Origin of the sequence: Kitasatospora sp. NPDC002965 (assembly GCF_040611255.1) — a bacterium.
Taxonomy (GTDB): domain Bacteria; phylum Actinomycetota; class Actinomycetes; order Streptomycetales; family Streptomycetaceae; genus Kitasatospora.
On sequence record NZ_JBEXNT010000125.1, the window covers coordinates 1 to 20,311 of the forward strand.

The window sequence follows — 20,311 nt, forward strand, 5'->3', positions numbered from 1 at the left end:
CGTGGCCCCCGGCATCACCGGGGGCCACGACGGGGCCGACGCGACGGACGGGACGGACGCGCTAGACCCGCACGGAGTGCCGGCCCTGCCCGGCGCCGCTGTCGTCCCCGGCACCGCTGTCGTCCCCGGCCTCGCCCGCGGGCTCGGGCCAGGACCCGGAGCGCGGGGCCGGCGGCGGGCTCTGGAGCCGGGCTCCCTCGACGTCGATGTCGGGCAGGATCCGCTCCAGCGGGCGCGGCAGCCACCAGGCCCGGCGGCCGAGCAGGGCGAGGGCGGCCGGCACGATCGCCATCCGGACCACGAAGGCGTCGAAGGCGACGGCGGCGGCCAGGCCGAAGCCCATCATCTTGATCATCGACTCGTCCATGCCGATGAATCCGGCGAAGACGCTGATCATGATGAGCGCGGCGGCGGTCACCACCCGGGCGTTGTGGCGGAAGCCGGTGACCACGGCCTGGCCGGGCTCCTCACCGTGGACGTAGGCCTCCCGGATGCGGGTGACCAGGAACACCTCGTAGTCCATGGCCAGGCCGAAGACCACACCGACCATGAAGATCGGCATCATGCTCATCACCGGGCCGGTCTGCTCGACCCCGATCAGCTCGGCGAGCCAGCCCCACTGGAAGACCGCCACGACGGCGCCGAGCGCGGCGGCCACCGAGAGCAGGAACCCGAGCGCGGCCTTGACCGGGACGAGCACCGAGCGGAAGACGACCAGGAGGAGCAGGACCGCGAGGCCGACCACGACCGCGAGGTAGGGCACCAGCGCGTCGGTGAGCTTCTGCGAGACGTCGATGTTCATCGCGGTGGGTCCGCTGACCAGGACGGTCGCGCCGGTGGCGGCCTTCAGGTCGGGGGCCCGGTCCCGGATGTCGTTGACCAGGGCGGTGGTCTCGGCGGCGCTCGGGCCGGTGGCCGGCACGGCGTTGACCAGGGCCGTGTCACCGGCCTTGTTGAACACCGGCGGCGAGACGCTGACCAGGCCCGGCAGGGCGGCGACGGTCTTGCCGACCTGCTCGGCCGCGGCCTTGGGGTCGGGCGCGCCCTTGACGTCGACCAGCAGGGTCAGCGGGCCGTTGAAGCCCGGGCCGAAGCCGGCGGAGAGGTGGTCGTAGGCACGCCGCTGGGTGGTGGAGGTGGGCTTGGCCTCGTCGCCCGGCAGGCCCAGCCGCAGGTCCAGCGCGGGCACCGCCAGGATGCCCAGGCCGACCACCGCGCCGACCAGGACGGCGACCGGGCGGCGCAGCACGTAGCGGGCCCAGCGGGTGCCGCCGTTGTCGCGCGGCCCGGCGGCGCCGGGTCCGTGGACCGTGTCCGGTCCTTCGGCGCCGGCCGCGCGGCGGCCCCGGGAGCGGGAGCGGGCACCGAAGCGCGAGCCGGGGCGCGCGCCCGGACGGGAGCCGGCGCGGTCCTTCCTGGACAGCACCCGACGGCCGAGGAAGCCGAGCAGCGCCGGGACGAGGACGAGTGCGACCAGGACGGCGATCACGACGGTGCCGGCCGCCGCCATGCCCATCTTGGCGAGGATCGGGATGCCGACCACGGAGAGTCCGGCGAGCGCGATCACCACGGTGAGTCCGGCGAAGACCACGGCGGACCCGGCCGTGCCGACCGCCCGGCCGGCGGCCTCCTCCGGCTCGTGGCCCTCCAGGAGCTCCGCCCGGTAGCGGGAGACGATGAAGACCGCGTAGTCGATGCCGACCGCGAGGCCGAGCATCATCGCGAGCGTGCTGGTGGTGGTGGAGAGGCCGAGCGTGCTGCCGAGCGCGGTGATCAGGGCTATCCCGAGCCCGACCCCGACCAGGGCGGTGAGCAGCGGCAGTCCGGCGGCGAGGAGCGAACCGAAGGTGATCACCAGGACGACCGCGGACATCGCCATGCCGATGGCCTCGGTGGAGCCGCCCGCCTCGGGGCCGGGCATCAGCGCGGTGCCGCCGACGTCGACCGTGAGCCCGGCGTCGCGCCCGTGCTGGGCGGCCTGTTCCAGCCGGTCGGTGGCGGTCTCGGCGACCTTCCCCGGCTTCTCGCTGTAGCTGATCGTCGCGTAGGCGGTGGTGCCGTCCTTGGAGACCGCACCGGCCTGGAACGGGCCGACCGCGCCGGTGACCTGCTCGGTGCCGGCGAGTTCGGCGACCGTCCGCTCGACCGCCTGCTGGTTGGGGGCGGCGGTGATCTTCTGCCCGGACGGCGCCACGAAGACGATCCGGGCCGAGGCACCCTCGGCCGCGGCGCCGGGGAAGCGCTCGTCCATGAGGTCGAAGGCCTTCTGCGCCTCGGTGCCGGGCATGGAGAAGCCGTCGTCCGGGGCGGCCGGGGCCTTGGTGGCCAGCACTCCCACGGCGGCCAGCAGGGCGACCCACAGCAGGGTCACCAGGCGGCGCCGGAGGAAGGACCATCGGCCCAGGCGGTAGAGGAATGTGGCCACGGGTGAGCGGACTCCTTCGGGGTGGCGTGCGGGCGGGTCCCGGACGGGCGCCGTACCGGCCGGGACCGGGTCCCGGGCGGGTGTCGTCCTGTGCGGGGCTTCTCGTCAGGTGCTCGTCCGGGGGCGACCGGCCCGGCCGGCGGGCCGGGGCGCCCGGAACACGGCCAATCCTCCGGTGGAGGGCGTCTCGTCGTCGTCGCCCCTGCGCAGGCATTCCGGACTACTGCGGACGCATCAGCCCGACCCGGACGGCGTAGTGCGAGGCCCGCACGGCGGCCCGGGCGTCTCCGACCTGAGGCCGGGGCTCCCGCGACGCCGCACCGCCCCCGTACGCACCCGCGCACACGGTCCCGCGCCGTTCCCGTGCCACCGGCCCCGCCCGGCGCCCGGCCGTGCCGTCACCCGGGCGGGGGCGACAACGGGCCGGGGCCGGGCCGGCGAAGTAGCGTGATGTGCCTGGCCGGCCGCCGACCGGACGGCCCGGACCAGACCAGGTCGATGACGTGCTCATCCTGCTGCCGGAGGTGGCCCATGGGCGTTCCCGCCGCTCGCATCGTGTTCGACGAGAACGACCGCGCAGCCGTCGCGGACGCGGTCGACGACATGCTCACCACCGGCGCGCTCACCCTCGGTCCCTGGACCGAACGGTTCGAGCAGTCCTTCGCCGCCGAGCACGGCGCCCCGCACGCGGTGGCCGTCGCCAGCGGCACCGCCGCGCTGGAGGTGGTCCTGCGCACCGTGGACGTCCGCGACCGCGACGTGGTCGTCCCGGCCGTCACCTTCTACGCGACGGCCGGCGCCGTACTGCACGCCGGCGGCCGACCGGTCTTCGCCGACGTCGACCCGGCCACCCTCGCGCTCGGCCCCGCCGCGCTGGAGGCCGCGCTCACCCCCGACACCGCGGCCGTCGTCCTCGTCCACATCGGCGGGCTGATCACCCCCGAGGTGGACGCGCTGCGCGCGATCTGCGACGCGCGGGGCATCCCGCTGGTCGAGGACGCCGCCCACGCGCACGGCAGCAGCTTCCAGGGGCGCGCCGCCGGCACCTTCGGCCTGGCCGGCGCGTTCTCGTTCTACCCGACCAAGGTCACGACCAGCGGCGAGGGGGGCATGATCCTCACCGAGTCCGCCGAACTGCGCGACGAGGCCCGCATCCACCGCGACCAGGGCAAGGGCTCGTTCACCACCAACCACCACGTCCGGCTCGGCGCGTCCTGGCGGATGAGCGAGCTGAACGCCGCCGTCGGCACGGTGCACCTGCGCCGGCTCAAGGAGTTCGTGGAGACCAGGCGCCGGGTCGCCCAGCGGTACGACGCCGCGTTCGCCGGGCCGGACGGCCTGCGGCCGGTCACCGAACCGGCCGGGTGCCGCGGCAACTACTACAAGTACGTCGCGCTGCTGCCGCCCGGCATCGACCGGGCCGCCTTCAAGCGGGCCGTCGCCCAGGAGTACGACGTACGGCTCTCCGGCGAGGTCTACGACCTGCCGCTGCACCTGCAACCGGTGCTGGCCCCGTACCGGCGGGCCGCGCTGCCGGTCGCCGAGGACGTCTGCGCCCGGCAGGTCTGCCTGCCGGTGCACTCCGACATGACCGAGGACGAGACCGACCTGGTGATCGAGGCGGTCTCGGCCGTCCACCGCCGGCTCGCGGGATGACGCCCGGACCCGCAGGGCCGGGACCGCGCCAGGACAAGAGCCAGGACAAGGAGACAGAACCGTGCGCGTAGCCGTCACCGGAGGATGCGGATTCATCGGCTCACACGTGGTGGACCGGCTCCTGGCCGCCGGGCACGAGGTGCTCGCGGTCGACACCACCGACAGGTACCTCAACCCCGACGCCGACCACGCCAGCATCGACGTCCTCGACCTGCCCGCCCTGACCGACGCGCTGGACGGCTGCGAGGTGGTCTTCCACCTGGCCGCGCAGGCCGACGTCGAGCGGGTCGCCGCCGACCCGGTCGGCGCCGTGCGGGCCAACATCGACGGGACCGCGACCGTCCTGGAGGCGGCCCGCCGCAGCGGCCTCAGCCGGACGGTCCTGGCGAGCACCGTCTGGGTCTACGGCGCCGCCCTCACCGACGACCGGATGGACAGCTCCGAACAGGAACTCGACGAGCACGTGCCGATCGAGCTCGACCACTGCGGGCACCTGTACGTCGCGACCAAGCTGGCCGCCGAGATGCTCGTGCACAGCTACCGCGAGCTGTACGGGCGGCACTTCACCATCCTCCGGTACGGCATCCCGTACGGGCCCCGCATGCGCGACGAGCTGGTCGTCGCCCGGTTCGTGCAGGCCGCGCTCGCCGGGCGGCCGATCACCATCGCCGGGGACGGCCGGCAGGGCCGCAACTTCGTCTACGTCGAGGACCTCGCCGAGGCCCACGTCCGCGCGCTCTCCCCCGAGGCCGAGGACCAGACCTTCGCCCTGGAGGGCTCCACGGCGATCTCGGTCCGGGACATCGCCGACACGGTCGACCAGCTGCTCGGGCCGGTCACCGTCGAGCACATCGAGGCGCGGACCGCCGACTACGCCGGGCGCCGCATCTCTGCGGCGCAGGCCAAACGGCTGCTGGGCTGGTCCCCGCGGACCAACTTCACCGACGGCGTGCGGCGGTACGCGGACTGGTACCGGGCCGAGACCTCGGCACCGGGCACCCCTCCCGGTCCCGGCCCGCGCAGCGGCGCCTGAGGCGGGACGCGCGGTGCCGCACGCGCTGCTGGTGTCGGGCTCCCTCGGCCAGGGCCACGACGTGATGGCCCGGGCCTGCGCGGACACCCTGGAGGCCGGCGGCTGGACCACACGCACGGTCGACGCGATGGCCCTGCTCGGGCAGCGCGCGGGCGCCGCCGGCGAGGCGGTCTTCCGCCGGCTGCTCGACCTGCCCGGCGTCTACGACGCGTTCCACTTCTCCGCGCTGCGCCCCGGCGCGCGGATCGCCCTGCTCGCCGACGCCGCGGCGCGGTCCCGGCTCGTACCGGCGCTGCGCGCGCTGGTCGCCGAGCAGCGGCCGGAGCTGGTGGTGTCGGTCTTCGCCACGGCGACCTCGGCCGTCAACCGGCTGCGGGCGGACCGCGACGCCCCCGGCTTCCGCCACCTGGTGCTCTGCACGGACGTCACGCCGCACCGGCTCTGGGTCCAGGACGGCACCGACCACTTCCTGGTCACCTCGGAGGTCGCCGCGGCCGCGGTCCGCCGGTACCGGCCGGAGGCACCGCTCACCGTTCTGCCCGCGCCACTGCGCGGACCGTTCTACCGCCCGCCGTCCCGCGCCGAGGCCCGCGCCGCGTTCGGGGTGCCGCCGGGTGCGCGGTGCGTCCTGCTGATGTCCGGCGCCTGGGGGCTCGGCCCGCTCGCCCGGACCGCCCCCGCGCTCGCCGACGCCGGGCCGCACGTGCTCGCCGTGGCCGGCCGCAACGCCGAGCTGGAGGACCGCCTGCGCCACGCCGCCGGCCGCCGCCCGCGCCTGCACGTCTTCGGCCACACCGACCGGATCCCGGCCCTGATGGCCGCCGCCGACCTGGTGGTGACCAGCTCCGGTGACACCTGCAGCGAGGCCCGCGCACTGGGCCGCCGGCTCCTGCTGCTGGACGTCGTCCAGGGCCACGGCCGGGACAACCTCCAGCACGAACTGGAACTCGGCCACGCCGACGTCACCTCGGCCCGCCCCGCCGACGTGGTCCGCTGCGCCCTCGCCGCGCTCGAACGGCCCGCCCCCGCCCCGTCCCCCGGTGCGTCGCCCGAGGGCTGGCGCACGGGCTTCACGGCGGCACTGGAGCAGGTCGGACTCGCCGCCGGCCGCGCCTGAGAACCCGGCCGCGCCCGGGAAGCACGAAAGGCGGGGGAAACGGTCGTCCCTCGCCACTCTTAACCTATAGCGGACCGGGGGGCTTGCGGCAAGGCCCCCGTCATGCCGCAGAATCGCTCGGCAAGGCCATAACCAGCGGGGATTGGGAGATTCACCTAGTGCGTGTGCTTTTGTCGGTCTACAGGTCGTGCGACGCCGTCGAACCGGGGGCGGGCCGTACGCCCCGGCAGCGGGTGACCGGGGCGCGGCCCTGCGGGTCGCCGGTCCCCGCCGGAGCGACCCCGGATCGGAGCCGCTGACATGAACCCCCTGACCATCAGCGCGTTCGACCTCCCCGACCGCCTGGCCGCCAAGGCCGACCCGGCGCTCATCGGCCGCGACGAGCAGCACTTCGAGGACATCGGGGTCAGCCTCGAACAGGCCATCGCGGAACTGTCCGACAACCTCGACACCGTCCGCCGGGCGCCCGGCGGAATCGGCCGGGAGGCGATGGACCGGGACATCGAGGTCCACCGGCTGACCGACCGCCTGCGCACCCTGCGCCGCTTCGGCCTGGACCTGTGCCTCGGCCACATCGTCGGCGCGGACGACTCCGAGCCCCTGTACGTCGGGCGGCTCGGCCTCACCGACAGCACGGGCCGCCGGCTGCTGATCGACTGGCGCTCCCCCGCCGCCGAACCGTTCTTCGCGGCGACCCACGCCAACCCGATGGGGCTGGCGAGCCGCCGCAGGTACCGCTGGACCAAGGGCCGGATCAGCGACTACTGGGACGAGGTGTTCACCACCGACGGGCTCGAAGGACACGCCGCACTCGACGACCAGTCCGCCTTCATCGCCAGCCTGGGCGGCAACCGGTCGAGCCGGATGCGGGACGTGCTCGCCACCATCCAGGCCGACCAGGACGCCATCGTCCGGGCCGGGTCCCGCGGCGCCCTCGTCGTCGACGGCGGGCCTGGGACCGGGAAGACCGTCGTCGCCCTGCACCGCTCGGCCTACCTCCTCTACGCCGACCCCCGCCTCGGCCACCGGCGGGGCGGCGTCCTGTTCGTCGGCCCGCACGAGCCCTACCTGGCCTACGTCGCCGACGTCCTCCCCAGCCTCGGCGAGGAGGGCGTGCAGACCTGCACCCTGCGCGACCTCGTCACCGAGGGAGCCACCGCGGCGGTCGAGAGCGACCCGGAGGTGGCCCGGCTGAAGTCGTCCGCGGGCCTGGTGAAGGCCATCGAGAAGGCCGTCAGGTTCTACGAGGAACCGCCGACCGAGGCCCTGACGGTGACGACGCACTGGTCCGAGATCCGGCTGACCGCCGACGACTGGGCCGAGGCCTTCGACGCGCCGGAGCCGGGCACGCCGCACAACGAGGCCCGCGAGCAGATCTGGGACGAGCTGCTCTCCATCCTGACGGACAAGCACGACGGCGAGGACGTCCCGCCCGACCAGTTCCGCCGGTCGGTGATGCAGGACCGGGAGCTGGTCACCACCGTCCACCGCGCGTGGCCGCTGCTCGAAGCGGCCGACCTCGTCGGGGACCTCTGGACGGTGCCCGCCTACCTGCGGATGTGCGCCCCCTGGCTCGACCGCGAGGACGTCCTCAAGCTCCGGCGCAAGGACGCCCAGGCCTGGACGGTCTCCGACCTGCCGCTCCTGGACGCGGCGCGGCAGCGGCTCGGCGACCCGGAGGCGGCACGGCACAAGCGCCGGCAGAAGGCCTACGTCGCGGCCGAGCGCGCCCGCATGGCCGACGTCATCGACCACCTCGTCCAGGCCGACGAGGACGGCGAGAACGCGCTGACCATGCTGCGCGGACAGGACCTCCAGGCCAGCCTCGTCGACGAGTCCGCGCTGCCCGGCCGGGACCCGGAGCCCCTCGCCGGCCCGTTCGCGCACGTCGTCGTGGACGAGGCGCAGGAGCTGACCGACGCGGAGTGGCAGATGCTGCTGCTGCGCTGCCCGTCCCGGAGCTTCACCATCGTCGGGGACCGCGCCCAGGCGCGGCACGGCTTCACCGAGTCGTGGCAGGAGCGGCTCGAACGGGTCGGACTCGACCGGATCGAGGTGGCCTCCCTCAGCGTCAACTACCGGACGCCGTCGGAGGTCATGGCGGAGGCCGAGCCGGCCGTCCGCGCCGCGCTCCCCGACGCCAACGTGCCGACGTCCGTCCGCAGCAGCGGCATCCCGGTCGTGCACGGGTCCGTGGCGGAACTCGACCCGATCCTCGACGGCTGGCTCGCCGAGCACGCCGAGGGGACCGCCTGCGTCATCGGCGATCCGACGTTCGTGCCGACGCCCCGCGTCCGGTCGCTGACGCCGGAGCTGTCGAAGGGGCTGGAGTTCGACCTGGTCGTCCTCGTCGACCCGGAGGCGTTCGGCGAGGGCGTCGCGGGAGCGGTCGACCGCTACGTCGCGATGACCCGCGCGACCCGGCAGCTCGTCGTCCTCACCCGGTCCTGACGCCGCCCGGCGGGCGGCGCCGTCGCCGACCGCCGGAACGTCAGGGACTCCGGGGAGTCCACGGAGTCCCGGGGGGCGCCGCCGTCGAACGGTGGCGCCCCCCGGGGCCGGGGGGCGGAACGCCGTGGTCGCGGAGCGGGCCCAGCCGGAGCGCGCGGTCGCGGCAGTGGTCGGCGATCAGGGGGAGCGCGTCGAGCGTCGCGCGCCAGGAACCGGGGGCCGAGGTGCAGTCGGAGTCGTGCAGGAGGAGGGTGGCACCCCCGGTGAGACCCGCCCGGGCGGTGCCGTAGACGGAGCCGCCGGTGGCACCGGCGACCCAGTCCCGGCCCCAGGTGGTCCACAGCACGGTCCGCAGGCCCAGGCGGTGGGCGGCGAGGGCCTGACCGGCGGCCAGCACGCCGTACGGCGGCCGGTACCAGGACGGGCGGGCGCCGCAGAGATCGGTGACCGCCTCGGTGACGCGGCGCAGTTCGCGCAGGTCACGAGCGGGGTCCGGGTACCACTGGCGCCGGTGGTACCACCCGTGGACGGCGACCTCGTGGCCACGGGTCACCAGCTCGCGGCCGAGTCCGGGCGCGCGTTCCAGCATCGCGCCCAGCAGGAAGAAGGTGGCGCGCAGGCCCAGCGCGTCGAGGGCGTCGAGGATCTCCGGGGTACCGCGCGGGTCGGGCCCGTCGTCGAAGGTCAGCGCGACGTGCCGGGGGTCGCCGTACCCGGCGGTGCGCCGGGCCGCGAGGCGCCGGACCGGCGGGAGCCGCACGGCGGCCGGGGCGAGGTGGAGGAGTTCGGCACCGGCGGCGACCAGCGCGGCGCCGCCGAGCGCCCGGGGCCCGTGCCCACCCGGCCGGCCGCTCGTGCCGCTCCCCCGGCCCCGGCCCCGACCCCGGCCCACCGGTGCCTAACCGAACCGGGACGCCATCCGCCGGAACACGCCCGGGGCGACGCCGTGGATCCGGGCCGGGTAGCCCAGCCAGCGCGGCACGAAGACCCGGTCGCGGGCGGTGGTGACGGCGTCGACGACGATGCCGGCCACCCGCTCCGGGCTGACCGGGCGGGGGCGTTCGCGCTGGTACGGCGTGCCGCGCTTGGCGAAGAACGGGGTGTCCACCGCGCCCGGGAGGACCAGCCGGACACCGACGCCGGTGCCCCGGAGCTCGTACCAGAGGCTCTCGGCGAACATGGTCAGCCCGGCCTTGGTCGCCGCGTACGCCGCCTCGTCGCGGACCCCGACCTGGCCGGCCATCGAGCCGATCAGGACGATCCGCCCCCGGTCGCGCTCCAGCATGCCGGGCAGGAGGAGCCGGGTCAGCCGCAGCGGGGCGGCCAGGTTGACCTCCAGCATCCGGTCCAGGGTGTCGACCGGGGTCCGGGCGAAGGGACCGCGCCAGCCCAGGCCCGCGCCGGCGATCACGGCGTCCACCCGCCCGGCCGAGGTGACGGCCGCCTCGGCGAGGCGCTGCGCGCCGTCGGGCTTGGCGAGGTCCTCGGGGAGCGGCAGCCCGCCGGTGCGGTCGGCGACCGCGTCCAGCCGGGAGCGGTCGGTGCCGGAGAGCAGCAGGCGCCAGCCGGCCGCGGCGAGGCGGCCGGCAGTGGCGGCGCCGATACCGGAGGAGGCGCCGGTGATCAGGACGACCGGCGGGTCGTCGGCGGGGCGGGGCCGTTTCCGCCGCGAGGGTGGCGGGGCTTCGTCCGTCGTCATGGCACCTGCCGCTCTGAGCGCACCTGGCCGTCCTTTTTGTCCGGCATGCCACCTTCGCACGACGGAGCCGTCCGGGCGACCGGACCCGGCGCGGGGGCACGGCCCGGCGCGGGGTCCGCCCGGGCGCCGTCGCCGGTCGGGGCCGGTCCCAGCTCGGCCTCGACCTCGCCGAAGCGGGACAGCACGACGGTGCCCCCGACCGCGACCGCGAAGCCGGTCAGCGCGCACCAGGCGTAACCGGGCCGGGCCGCGTCACCGAGGGCCGCCACCCCGACCAGCGCCGGGCCGAAGGTCTCGGAGATCGTGCCGGCGGCGGTGGCGGCGGTCACCGTGCCCCGCTGCAACGCCAGCGCGTAGGCGAGGTACCCGCCGAGACCGCCGACGGCCAGCGCGTACCCCGCCGGATCGGTGAACACGGTGAGCGGCCCGGAGACGTCGAGGACCCGGACCGCCAGGCTGGTCACGCCGAAGCCGACCCCGGCGAGCAGGCCGAGACCGGCCGCCGCGGCGTTGCCGCTCCGGCGGGCGAGGACGAGGGTGAGCAGCAGCATCAGCGCCGTCGTGGCGAGCAGCGCCCAGTGGAACACGGCCGGGGCGTGGTCGCGGCCCTCGCTCCCGGAGCCCAGCGCGAGCAGGGTGAGGCCGGCCACCACGGCGGCGATGCCCAGCAGGTCGCTCCGGCGCAGCCGGGCGCCGAGCAGGCGGGCGGCGGCCAGGGCGGTGACGGCGAGGCTGGCGTTGGTGACCGCCTGGACCAGGAACAGCGGCAGCGTGCGCAACGCGACGATGCTCAGCGCGAAGCCGGCGACGTCCAGACCGGTACCGAGCAGGAACTGCCAGGAGCGGAGCAGCGCGGCCAGCAGCCCGACCTGCACCCGGTCCGCCTTCGGCGCCTCCCGCGCGCCGCGCGCCTGGAAGACCGACCCGAAGCCGAAGCAGACGGTGGCGACCAGGGCGGTGGTGAGTCCGAGCAGCATGGCTCTCCCAGCCTCGGGGGCAGGATCCACCCCCAGTCTCCGCCCGGCGGCTCCCCGGTGCAGCGGGGAGCCGCCGGGCGGAGACCGGCACGCTCAGGCGCGGCCGGGACCCTCGGCGGTGGCGGGGAGCGCGGCCCAGCCGGCGGGGACGGCGCCGGTGTGGTGGTGGACGGCGTAGTGCTGCGGGGCCACGGCCGTCGCGCGTCCGGGGAGGACGGCGATCACCGCGCGGTGGGCGGTCTCGGGGGTGAGGGCGGGGTCGGTGGTGGCGATCCGGGCGGTCAGCCGGCCCTCGACGCAGGAGACCTCGACCAGCGGGTCGGGGCCGAACGCGTCGGCGAGCAGGGTGCGGACGGCGTCGAGGTGGATCCAGTCGGCCCCGACCCGGTGCCAGTCGCCGGTCCGGGTCGCGGGCCGCAGGCCGCTCAGCGCGGCCAGTTCGGCGAGCGGGAGCGGGCCTTCGACGGCGGCGGCGAGGACCGCGGGCACGGCGCGCGCGAACCGCTCGGTCTCCTCCCGGTCGAGGACCTGGGGGCAGGCCAGGAGCGCGAACTCCAGGCTGCCGGTGGCCCGGAGGATGTTGACCATGAGGCGGACCGGGAGCGGCTGGTCCGGCAGCCAGGTCACCTCGGGGTCGGTGGTGGGAGCCGGGCGGGCCTCGGACATCGCCTCGGGGATGGTGAGGCTGAGGTCGTTGACGACGACCTGGCGGGTGAACCTGGCGCCGCGCCGCTCGGCGACGTCCTCGATGAGCTGCCAGACCTTGTCCGCGTTGAGCGTGCTGTTCCAGTAGCCGTTGAACGAGGCGACCTTGACGCGGCCGATCAGCTCGTCGAGGTCGGCGGCGTCGGTGTCGAGGGCGAGCAGGGCGTCCTGGGCGAGGGTGCCGATGTGGTCGGCCATCGCCGAGCGCTGGCGGTTGGCCGAGAGCGCGGCGAAGACCAGCTCGGTGCGGGCCGCACGGTGGGCGGTCAGGGCCGCGAGGACGGCGAGCAGGACGACGGAGGGGCCCGCGCCGGTGCGGCGGGCGACGATGTCGAGGTCGGCGGCCGCGCTGCGGGAGCGCACCACGAGGGTGGCGAGACCGTCCGGCGGTCCGGTGATGCCGTCGGTGGCGAAGACGACCTGCGGGCCGGTGGCGAGGATGTTCTCCCAGTGCCGCAGCGCGGCCTGGGTCTTGCGGCGGCCCTGGGAGCTCTGCTCCTGCTCGGCGACCTGGAGCGGGGTACGGGAGGTGACCGGCGGGAGGTCCTTGCCGGCGGCGAGGGCGGTCCAGTCCTCGATGAGCAGGGTGACCGCGGCGGCGTCCACCCCGGCGTGGCAGGCCACGACGACGAGCCTGCGCAGCTGGTCGCCGTCCGTGAGGAGGGTGAACCGCAGCCGGGGGGCCGCCGCCAGGTCGAACGGGACGGCCACGTCGGCTCGACCCAACTCGTCGGCCAGCTGGTCGAGTTCGGCTTCGCCGAGGGCGCCGGCGGGGACGGTGGTGACGGTGAACTCGCCGTCGCCGTGGACGTTCTGAAGCTCCGGGAAGCCGTCCGCGCCGGCGCCGGGCGGGAAGCCGGTGCGCAAGGACTCGTGCCGCTCCAGGAGGGCGCGCAGGGCGTCGAGGGCGGCGGGCAGGGTGGTCCGGTCGGGGACCGGCCAGACCGACTCCTTGTTGATCTGCTCGGGGCGGTCGCGGCGGATGCAGCGGATCATGTTGTCCTGGCCGAGGGTGAGCGGGCCGGAGCCCGAACTCGCACCGCTGTACCGGATCGTGATCCGCCCGCTGGTCTCTGTCACGTCGTACGTGCCCTTCGGCTCGCCGGGTCTGCCGGGGGCGCCCCGGCGGCGGTGCGGGTCGGGGCGCCGTCGGCGGCCCGACCGAGTGGTCCGGACCGGAGGTCCGGAGTGTTCCGACGGATCGTCAGTTCGGCGCCGGGGCAGGCATGTCGGCCGACCAGGCCCGGACCGCGACGCGGATCGGGCGGGCACCGACGGCGGCCACCGCCGCACGGAACGGGCCGGGGACGGGCACGTCGTCGATCCGGCACGGGCCCGGCCCGAGTGCACCCGGGTCGGCGAGGAGCAGCGGCGCCGGGCCGGCCATGGGCAGGCCGAAGCCCTGGACGAGCCGCCCGCCGTAGGCCTTGACGCAGGCCTCGCGGCGGCACCACAGCTCGGTGAACCGCTCGGCGGGCCGGGCGTCCGCCGCTACGGCGGCGGCCTCCCCGGCGGGGAAGTAGCGTCCGGCGAGACGGGTGGCGGTCCGGGTGTCGCGGACCTCCTCGACGTCGACGCCGATCGCCCGCCCCCGGGCGAGCGCGAGCACCGCGAGCGCCCCGGAGGCCGAGTAGTTGAGGCCGACCGACCCGGACGGCGCCCCGGGTCCGGCGGTCAACTCCGGCTTGCCGTGCGGGCCTTGGTGCCGGACGAGGTCCGCTGGCCGGCAGCCGAGCCGCGCACCGAGGAGCTGCCGGACGGCACCGTGCACGACGGTGAACCGGCGGCCGAACCCGGGGTCGGGGCTCGCCGCGCGGGCACGCTCCTCCGGATCGAGCACGTCCCACAGGGCCTCGGTCACGGACTCCGGCTGGTCGGTGGGGATCAGCCACACGTCGATCAGGTCCGCGGTCCGGCCACCCTCGGGGTCGGATTCGGGGTCGGGGCCGGCCCGACCACCGGCCGGGCCGCTGCCGTCGGTCACGGCCCGGCCCGCAGGGTCAGCGTGGAGAGCACACCGAGTCGCCGGTCGAGGTCGGCGAGCAGCACGGGCCGCCGTTCGTCCCGCCAGCCCGGCAGGCGGGCGGCGAGTTCGGACCAGAGGCCGGTGAACGGCTGCCCGGCGGGGGTGCGGATCGCGTCCACGTCGGGCACGTCCAGGCCGGCGGAGAGCAGGACCGCCGTGTCGGCGCCCAGCGCCTCGGCCTGTCGGCGCACCTCCTTGGCAGCCGACTCAGGCTCCATCAAGCTTTCCTGATGGACCGTCAGGTCCTCGCCCGGCCCGGTCTCGCAGACCAGGACCACGGCGCAGTGCCGTTCGGGCAGGACCACCGGTTCCGGCGGCAGGTAGTGCAGGGCGGTCTGCTCGGCGAGCACCACGACCGCGCGACCGCCGATGCCGGTCCGCCAGTACGCGACGGCGGCGCGCAGCGCGCCGAAGGCGGTGGCGGTTCCCTGGTCGCACAGGGCCAGCGCGGTCGGCGTGCCGGCGCAGGAGCGGCTGAGCGCCAGCGAGGTGGGCGCACCGGGGCGGATGTCCGGCGAGTCGAAGGCCTGGATCAGCAGGTCAGCCGGTTCGTCCGGTCCGAGCGCCTCGGCGAGCAGGCCCGCGGCCAGCTCCTCGTACGCGTGCCCGACCCCCTCGGTCAGCAGGTCCTCGCGGAGCGGCAGGCCGTAGGGGCGGACCAGGTCGGAGACGAACACCCGCAGGTCCGGGTCGAGCGAGAGCTCGGAACGGCCGTCGGTGTACCGCGCCAGCACCCGGGTCAGGCCGAGGCCCGGGGCGGATGCGGCGGCCATCCGGTCAGTCCTCGGGAATGACGTGCGTGGCGACGTACTGGGCGAGCTTGGTCAACGAGCGGAGGTCGTCCTCGCTGATCTGCTCGACGTCGACCTGGATGTCGAGCGCCTCCTCGACCTCCAGGATGAGCTCGATGGTGCCGGCCGAGGTGAGGCCCAGGTCGTCGAAGAGGCAGGCGTTCTCGGGGATCTCGGGGAGGTCGCGCTTGAGGACGCGCGGAAGCAGCTCGCCGAGGCTGTGCAGGACCCGGTCGCGCAGCTCGGCTTCGGTGGTCTGGACCACTTGATCGGACATGGTGGGACCGTCCCGTCGTGCGTGGAGTGGCAGGGAGTGGGCGCGGAATCCGGAAGGGAATCCGGCGCGGGAGCCGGCGATCGGGCTCGACCGGTGGCTCGTCAGTGCTCGACGACCATGGCGGAGAACGTCGCTCCGATGCCGGCGGCGGCCAGCAGGTAGCGGTCACCGCGACGGAGCATCCCCCGCCCGACGGCGGTGTGCAGATTGATGAGGCCGTCCGCAGCGAAACTGTGCCCGACAGCGGGCACGTTGTCCAGCACCGCGTTCCCGATCGGGAAGCCGATCCGGCGGCAGATCATCCGCCAGGATGCCTGGTTGACGTTGTGCGGAAGCAGCGCGACCAGGTCGGAGAGGTCCAGACCTGCCTGATCCAGGGCGGCCTCGATCGCCTCGACCATCACCGCGGGGTACTCCCGCTGGTAGCGGGCGAGCAGATCCTGGTCCTCGGCCAGCCGGCCGTCGAACTCGGGGCGCTGGCGCACCGCGTAGGAGAGCACCCGGTCGCGCTCGCCGTGGGCGCTGACCAGGCAGGCGGCCGCGCCCTCGGCGAAGATGCCGGTCTCCGGCACCACCTGGGCGTCCCTGGTGAAGGTCTTCTCCCCGGTCAGCACCAGGGCCAGCGCCTCCCGGTCGGGATCCCCGGCGAGCAGGCGGCCGGCCAGGTCGACGGCCAGCAGGCCGACCGCACAGGCGTGGTGGGTCACGGTGAAGGCCTGGGCGTGGCCGAGGCCGTACCGGTGGAGCAGGTCGTGCAGCGGGTTCAGCGGGTACGGGACGGCCACCGGCATGCTGCGCGCATGGATCACGAAACGGACGTGCCGTTCGCGTCCGCGCAGCTCCGGGAGAGCGTCGACGGCGGCTCCGAGGAGGTCGGGCAGCTTCCCGTCCGGGTCCAGTCGCAGCTGGTCCAGGCCGTGGAAACGGCGGAAGAGTTTGAGTTGACGTGGGGTCAGGCCGATCCGCTCGCCCACTGCCTCAATGGGCACGGTGTGGTGGGGGAGGTGAACGGCCACTGCCTCCAGTGCGGTCACGCGGGCTAGTATTCCCACGCCCGGCGGGTCCGCACAAGTGATCTCGGGCGGTTGCGGCACACATCCCGCACACTCCCCGAACGCGCCGCCCACGGATTCGCCCCGTGCCGTGCGGCCGTCCCCCGCCCCCGTGCCGTCGAGCAGGTGGAGCCACAGATGACCGACCCTGACATCCCCGTCCCCGCGAACCCGGCCGCCGCGCCGCCGGTCCGCCCCGAGCTGGTGGCGGTGCTGGTCGAGGCCGCCGCCGCGCCGCCCGCGTGGGCCTCGCGGGTCACCCCGCAGGCCCGGCTGGACGGTGACCTGCTCCTGGACGAGACCGAGATCGGCGCGCTGGACGGCCTGCTGCGCGCCCGGTTCGGCCCGGACGCCGACCTCGGCGCGCTGCGGTCCGGCCTCGACCTGGCCGGCCTGGAGGCGCTGACCGTCGCCGACGTCGAGCGCCTGCTGCCCGCGGAGGACGCCCGATGAGCCGCTTCCTGGTGGTCGTGCCGCCCCTCACCGGACACGTCAACCCGACCGTCGGCCTGGCCCGTGAACTGGTCGCCCGCGGGCACGAGGTGGCCTGGACCGGCACCGAGTCGGTGCTGCGCCCGCTGCTCGGGCCGGACGCCCGGGTGTTCGGCACCGGCACCCGGGCGTTCCGGGCGCAGGGCGGGCACGGGCTGGCCGCGGTCCGCTCGCTCTGGGAGGGCTTCATCGTCCCGTACGCGCGGTTCACCGCGAAGACGCTGGACGCGGCGGTGCGCGAGTTCCGGCCGGACGCCCTGCTGGTGGACCAGCACACCCCGGCCGGGGCGCTGGTGGCGCACCGGCACCGGCTGCCCTGGGCCACCCTGGCGCCCGGGGCGATGGAACTGGGTCGACCCTTCCGGGGGTTGCCGCAGGTCGAGGAGTGGATGACCGGTCTGCTCCAGGGCCTGTGGCGGCGGGCCGGGCTGCCCGAGGAGGAGTACGTCGACCCGCGGTTCTCGCCGGACCTCGTGCTCGCGTTCACCGGCCCGGCGCTGACCGGCCCGCAGCCGTTCCCCGCCGAGTACGCGCCGGTCGGACCGGTGCTGGCGGACCGGCCCGCCGATCCGGCGTTCCCCTGGGAGCGGCTGGTGGAGGGCCGCCGGCGGGTCCTGGTCACCATGGGCACGCTGGCCGGCGAGCTGGGCGCCGACTTCCTGGCGCGGGCGGTGCGGGCGGTGGAGCTCTGCGGGGAGGACGTGCAGCCGGTGTTCGCGGCGCCGCTCGACCTGCTGCCCGGGCTGCCGGCCCACGCCGTCGCGGTGGACCGGGCGCCGGTCCTGGAGCTGATGGCCCGCGGCGCCCTGGACGCGGTGCTCTGCCACGGCGGGATGAACACCGTGGGCGAGGCGCTGGCCCACGGACTGCCGCTGGTGACGGCGCCGATCCGGCACGACCAGCCGTTCGTGGCGGCGCAGGTGGTGGCCTCCGGGGCCGGGCTGCGGGTGCCGTTCGCCCGGGTGACGCCCGATCAGCTGGCCGTCCGGCTACGAACCGTGCTGGACGACCCGGAGTACCGGGCGGCGGCGACCCGGGTCGGGGCGGCGCTGCGGGCCGGCGGCGGGGCCCCGGTGGCGGCCGACAGGGTGGAGGCGCTGGTCGCGGACGGTGCCCCTCAGGCCAATCCATTGGTCTAGGCCATTGTTTCCGGGGTGCCGCAGACCCTAGGGTGGCCCGCAGCACCACTTCCCAGGTGTCCCGCGCGCCGCATCCCAGGCGCCCCGGCAACCCATCCCCGCTCGGGAGTTCTGGTTGATCGAGACCAAGGGACTTCGCAAGTCCTACCCTTCCAAGAAACGTGACCAGGACGCTGTCGACGCCGTTCGCGGCATCGGTCTGGACGTGGCGGCGGGTGAGATCTTCGGCTTCCTCGGCCCCAACGGCGCCGGCAAGACGACCACGCTCCGCATGCTCGCCACGCTCATCCGGCCGGACGGCGGCGAGGCCCGGATCGCCGGCGCCGACCTGTTCGCCGACCCGGCCGAGGTCCGCCGCCGGATCGGCTACGTCGCCCAGGGCGGTGGCACCACCGACTCCGTCACCGCACGCGAGGAGCTGGTGCTCCAGGCCCGCATGCACGGCTGCGGCAAGTCCGAGGCGCTGTCCCGCGCCGACGAGGCGCTCAAGGCCTTCGAACTCACCGAGTTCGCCGACCGCCCGTGCCGGACCTACTCGGGCGGCCAGCGGCGCCGGGTCGACATCGCACTGGGCGTCATCCACTCCCCGAAGGTCCTCTTCCTGGACGAGCCCACGGTCGGCCTCGACCCGGCCAGCCGCGGCCACGTGTGGGCGGAGATCCGCCGCCTGAGCGACGAGGGCATGACCGTGGTGGTCACCACCCACTACCTCGACGAGGCGGACGCGCTCTGCGACCGCGTGTCCATCGTCGACCACGGCGAGGTCGTCGCCGAGGGCACGCCCGAGACCCTCAAGCGCGAGATCTCCGGCGACGTCGTCCTGCTCGGCCTGGGCGCCGGGGAGGCCGAGTCGGCCGCCAAGGCCCTGCGGGAGGAGCCCGACCTGCCGGTCCTGCACCGACTGGAGCTGCGCGGCGACGACGGCCTGCGGCTCTACCTGGACGACGGCGCGGCCGCCATCCCCCGGCTGCTGCGCGCACTCGACGCGGCCGGCGTGGCCTCGGGCACCGTCCAGCTGCAACGACCCAGCCTGGACGACGTGTTCCTGGCCCGCACCGGCCGCTCCATCGAGCAGTCCTGACCTCAGATCCCCGAGGAGGGGCTCCCATGAAGCTCGCCCGCGACACCTGGCTGGTGTTCCAGCGCCAGCTGCTGCTGATGTGGCGGACACCGATCTGGATCGCCGTCGGAGTGATCCAGCCGATCTTCTACCTGCTGCTGTTCGCGCCGCTGCTCAAGACGGTCCTCAAACCGATGGGCGCGACCACCTACGCCCAGACGTACCAGATCTACGTGCCGGGCCTGCTGGCGGTGCTCTGCATCTTCGGCGGCCTGTACACGGGCTTCAGCCTGCTCGGCGAGCTGAGGGCCGGCATCATCGAGCGGGCCCGCGTGACGCCGGTCAGCCGACTGGCCCTGCTGCTCGGACGGGCCCTGCGCGAGACGGTGGCGCTGCTCGTCCAGGCGGTGATCATCACGCTGATCGCGCTGCCGTTCGGGCTGCGGGTGAGCCCGGTGAACCTGCTGCTCGCCTACCTGCTGCTCGGCCTGCTGGCGCTGATGACGTCGGCGATCTCGTACGGCATCGCCCTGCTGCTGCCGGCCGACGAGGCGATGGCTCCGGTGGTGAACACCCTCGCACAGCCGATCGCACTGCTCTCCGGGGTGCTGCTGCCGCTGGCGCTGGCGCCGATCTGGCTCCAGTCCGTGGCCAAGTGGAACCCCTTCTACTGGGCCGTGGAGGGCATGCGCGCGCTGTTCTCGGGCCACGTGGGGGACAGCGTGGTCTGGCAGGGCCTGCTGATCGTCGTGGTGATGACGTCCGCCGCCGTGTACTGGTCGGCGCGGCTGTTCTCGACCCGGGTGCGCTGAGCCTCCGCCCGGTCGGGCGGAGGCAGGCCGGGGAGGTCGTGCGGGTGCGCCCGCGCGACCTCCCCGGCCTTCGTCCGTCCCTCCTCCTGCTGCTCCGTCACCTCCCCGGTACCAAGCGGCGATCGGTTGTCCGGGGACCACGGCGGCCCTATCGTCGTGGGCAGCCGACCGCCCCCCGCACGACGAGAGGAACCCCCATGAGCCCTCGCTCCGAGAACACCCCGGTCGCCGGCCGGGACGCCGCCCCCGTGCGGCGGCGGCGTACGCGCCTGGCCCTCGCGGGCGGGGCGATCGCGGCGCTGCCCGTGGTCGGCCTGCTCGGCGCGGGCACGGCCTCGGCCGATCCCGTCGCCTCCGTCGAGGTCGTGGGCAAGAAGCCCCCGGCCAAGGTCACGGCCGCCAAGCCGCCGGTCAAGGCCGTCACGGCCAAGCCGCCGATGAAGGCCGTCGCCGCCAAGCCGCCGGTCAAGGCCGTCGCGGCCAAGCCGCCGATGAAAGCCGTCCCCGCGAAGCCGCCGGTCAAGGCCGTGGCCGCCAAGCCGCCGATGAAGGCCGTGGCGGCCGATCCGCGGGCGCACGGCACCCCCTGACGGTCCGGC

18 protein-coding genes are annotated in these 20,311 nt (G+C 75.1%); 9 read left to right on the forward strand and 9 right to left on the reverse strand.

Annotation, left to right across the window (positions count from 1 at the left end):
• Positions 1-61: 61 nt before the first annotated feature.
• A complete protein-coding gene (locus tag ABZY91_RS33335; protein ID WP_355406871.1) occupies positions 62-2,425 on the reverse strand; it encodes an MMPL family transporter in 2,364 nt (787 codons plus the stop codon).
• A gap of 531 nt (positions 2,426-2,956) precedes the next feature.
• Here ABZY91_RS33335 and ABZY91_RS33340 point away from each other — a divergent pair.
• The 4 genes from ABZY91_RS33340 to helR all read left to right on the forward strand — a co-directional run bounded on the left by ABZY91_RS33340 (position 2,957) and on the right by helR (position 8,682).
• Positions 2,957-4,081 (forward strand): DegT/DnrJ/EryC1/StrS family aminotransferase, encoded by a 1,125-nt coding sequence (locus ABZY91_RS33340; protein ID WP_355406873.1) that lies wholly within the window; start codon positions 2,957-2,959, stop codon positions 4,079-4,081.
• 61 nt (positions 4,082-4,142) lie between these two features.
• Complete coding sequence (locus ABZY91_RS33345; protein ID WP_355406875.1) at positions 4,143-5,114, forward strand: NAD-dependent epimerase/dehydratase family protein; 972 nt, start codon at positions 4,143-4,145, stop codon at positions 5,112-5,114.
• A 13-nt stretch (positions 5,115-5,127) separates the two neighbouring features.
• On the forward strand, positions 5,128-6,231 hold the full coding sequence (locus tag ABZY91_RS33350) for a hypothetical protein (protein WP_355406877.1): 1,104 nt from the start codon (positions 5,128-5,130) through the stop codon (positions 6,229-6,231).
• A gap of 300 nt (positions 6,232-6,531) precedes the next feature.
• Entirely contained in the window at positions 6,532-8,682 is a 2,151-nt protein-coding gene (gene helR, locus ABZY91_RS33355) for an RNA polymerase recycling motor ATPase HelR (protein ID WP_355406879.1), read from the forward strand.
• A gap of 40 nt (positions 8,683-8,722) precedes the next feature.
• On the opposite strand, the gene ABZY91_RS33360 is transcribed toward helR, so the two are convergent.
• From ABZY91_RS33360 to ABZY91_RS33395, 8 genes are all read right to left on the reverse strand, one after another.
• On the reverse strand, positions 8,723-9,574 hold the full coding sequence (locus ABZY91_RS33360; RefSeq protein ID WP_355406881.1) for a polysaccharide deacetylase family protein: 852 nt from the start codon (positions 9,572-9,574) through the stop codon (positions 8,723-8,725).
• A gap of 6 nt (positions 9,575-9,580) precedes the next feature.
• Positions 9,581-10,381 (reverse strand): SDR family NAD(P)-dependent oxidoreductase, encoded by an 801-nt coding sequence (locus ABZY91_RS33365; protein WP_355406883.1) that lies wholly within the window; start codon positions 10,379-10,381, stop codon positions 9,581-9,583.
• On the reverse strand, positions 10,378-11,358 hold the full coding sequence (locus tag ABZY91_RS33370) for a DMT family transporter (protein ID WP_355406885.1): 981 nt from the start codon (positions 11,356-11,358) through the stop codon (positions 10,378-10,380). Before ABZY91_RS33370 ends, ABZY91_RS33365 begins: the two co-directional genes overlap by 4 nt.
• 93 nt (positions 11,359-11,451) lie before the next feature.
• Positions 11,452-13,143, reverse strand: coding sequence for a condensation domain-containing protein (locus ABZY91_RS33375; protein WP_355406887.1), 1,692 nt, complete (start codon positions 13,141-13,143; stop codon positions 11,452-11,454).
• Between the two features lie 124 nt (positions 13,144-13,267).
• Entirely contained in the window at positions 13,268-14,047 is a 780-nt protein-coding gene (locus tag ABZY91_RS33380) for a 4'-phosphopantetheinyl transferase superfamily protein (protein WP_355406889.1), read from the reverse strand.
• The gene (locus ABZY91_RS33385) at positions 14,044-14,862 is read right to left on the reverse strand and encodes a hypothetical protein (RefSeq protein ID WP_355406891.1); all 819 of its coding nucleotides are present in this window, start codon (positions 14,860-14,862) and stop codon (positions 14,044-14,046) included. The genes ABZY91_RS33380 and ABZY91_RS33385 overlap by 4 nt, the downstream gene beginning before the upstream one ends.
• A 4-nt stretch (positions 14,863-14,866) precedes the next feature.
• Positions 14,867-15,157 carry an acyl carrier protein gene (locus ABZY91_RS33390; RefSeq protein ID WP_329881219.1) on the reverse strand — a complete coding sequence of 97 codons (291 nt, stop codon included), beginning with the start codon at positions 15,155-15,157 and terminating at the stop codon, positions 14,867-14,869.
• Positions 15,158-15,258: 101 nt separating this feature from the next.
• Positions 15,259-16,191 carry a 3-oxoacyl-[acyl-carrier-protein] synthase III C-terminal domain-containing protein gene (locus ABZY91_RS33395; RefSeq protein ID WP_355406893.1) on the reverse strand — a complete coding sequence of 311 codons (933 nt, stop codon included), beginning with the start codon at positions 16,189-16,191 and terminating at the stop codon, positions 15,259-15,261.
• A 156-nt stretch (positions 16,192-16,347) separates the two neighbouring features.
• Between ABZY91_RS33395 and ABZY91_RS33400 the strand changes: the two genes are divergently transcribed.
• The 5 genes from ABZY91_RS33400 to ABZY91_RS33420 all read left to right on the forward strand — a co-directional run bounded on the left by ABZY91_RS33400 (position 16,348) and on the right by ABZY91_RS33420 (position 20,302).
• Entirely contained in the window at positions 16,348-16,662 is a 315-nt protein-coding gene (locus ABZY91_RS33400; protein ID WP_355406895.1) for a hypothetical protein, read from the forward strand.
• Positions 16,659-17,840 carry a glycosyltransferase gene (locus tag ABZY91_RS33405; RefSeq protein ID WP_355406897.1) on the forward strand — a complete coding sequence of 394 codons (1,182 nt, stop codon included), beginning with the start codon at positions 16,659-16,661 and terminating at the stop codon, positions 17,838-17,840. The genes ABZY91_RS33400 and ABZY91_RS33405 overlap by 4 nt, the downstream gene beginning before the upstream one ends.
• 115 nt (positions 17,841-17,955) lie before the next feature.
• Complete coding sequence (locus ABZY91_RS33410) at positions 17,956-18,921, forward strand: ATP-binding cassette domain-containing protein (RefSeq protein ID WP_355406899.1); 966 nt, start codon at positions 17,956-17,958, stop codon at positions 18,919-18,921.
• 26 nt (positions 18,922-18,947) lie between these two features.
• Positions 18,948-19,712, forward strand: a complete 765-nt coding sequence (locus ABZY91_RS33415) for an ABC transporter permease (RefSeq protein ID WP_355406901.1) — start codon at positions 18,948-18,950, stop codon at positions 19,710-19,712.
• A 197-nt stretch (positions 19,713-19,909) separates the two neighbouring features.
• On the forward strand, positions 19,910-20,302 hold the full coding sequence (locus tag ABZY91_RS33420; protein WP_355406903.1) for a hypothetical protein: 393 nt from the start codon (positions 19,910-19,912) through the stop codon (positions 20,300-20,302).
• Positions 20,303-20,311 lie beyond the last annotated feature (9 nt).

What these genes read in the sequence shown, in the direction of transcription:
- ABZY91_RS33340 (WP_355406873.1), top strand. Translation starts at nt 2,957, where the DNA reads ATGGGCGTTCCCGCCGCTCGCATCGTGTTCGACGAGAACGACCGCGCA.
- helR (WP_355406879.1), top strand. Translation starts at nt 6,532, where the DNA reads ATGAACCCCCTGACCATCAGCGCGTTCGACCTCCCCGACCGCCTGGCC.
- ABZY91_RS33365 (WP_355406883.1), bottom strand. Translation starts at nt 10,381, where the DNA reads ATGACGACGGACGAAGCCCCGCCACCCTCGCGGCGGAAACGGCCCCGC.
- ABZY91_RS33370 (WP_355406885.1), bottom strand. Translation starts at nt 11,358, where the DNA reads ATGCTGCTCGGACTCACCACCGCCCTGGTCGCCACCGTCTGCTTCGGC.
- ABZY91_RS33385 (WP_355406891.1), bottom strand. Translation starts at nt 14,862, where the DNA reads ATGGCCGCCGCATCCGCCCCGGGCCTCGGCCTGACCCGGGTGCTGGCG.
- ABZY91_RS33390 (WP_329881219.1), bottom strand. Translation starts at nt 15,157, where the DNA reads ATGTCCGATCAAGTGGTCCAGACCACCGAAGCCGAGCTGCGCGACCGG.
- ABZY91_RS33400 (WP_355406895.1), top strand. Translation starts at nt 16,348, where the DNA reads ATGACCGACCCTGACATCCCCGTCCCCGCGAACCCGGCCGCCGCGCCG.
- ABZY91_RS33405 (WP_355406897.1), top strand. Translation starts at nt 16,659, where the DNA reads ATGAGCCGCTTCCTGGTGGTCGTGCCGCCCCTCACCGGACACGTCAAC.
- ABZY91_RS33415 (WP_355406901.1), top strand. Translation starts at nt 18,948, where the DNA reads ATGAAGCTCGCCCGCGACACCTGGCTGGTGTTCCAGCGCCAGCTGCTG.
- ABZY91_RS33420 (WP_355406903.1), top strand. Translation starts at nt 19,910, where the DNA reads ATGAGCCCTCGCTCCGAGAACACCCCGGTCGCCGGCCGGGACGCCGCC.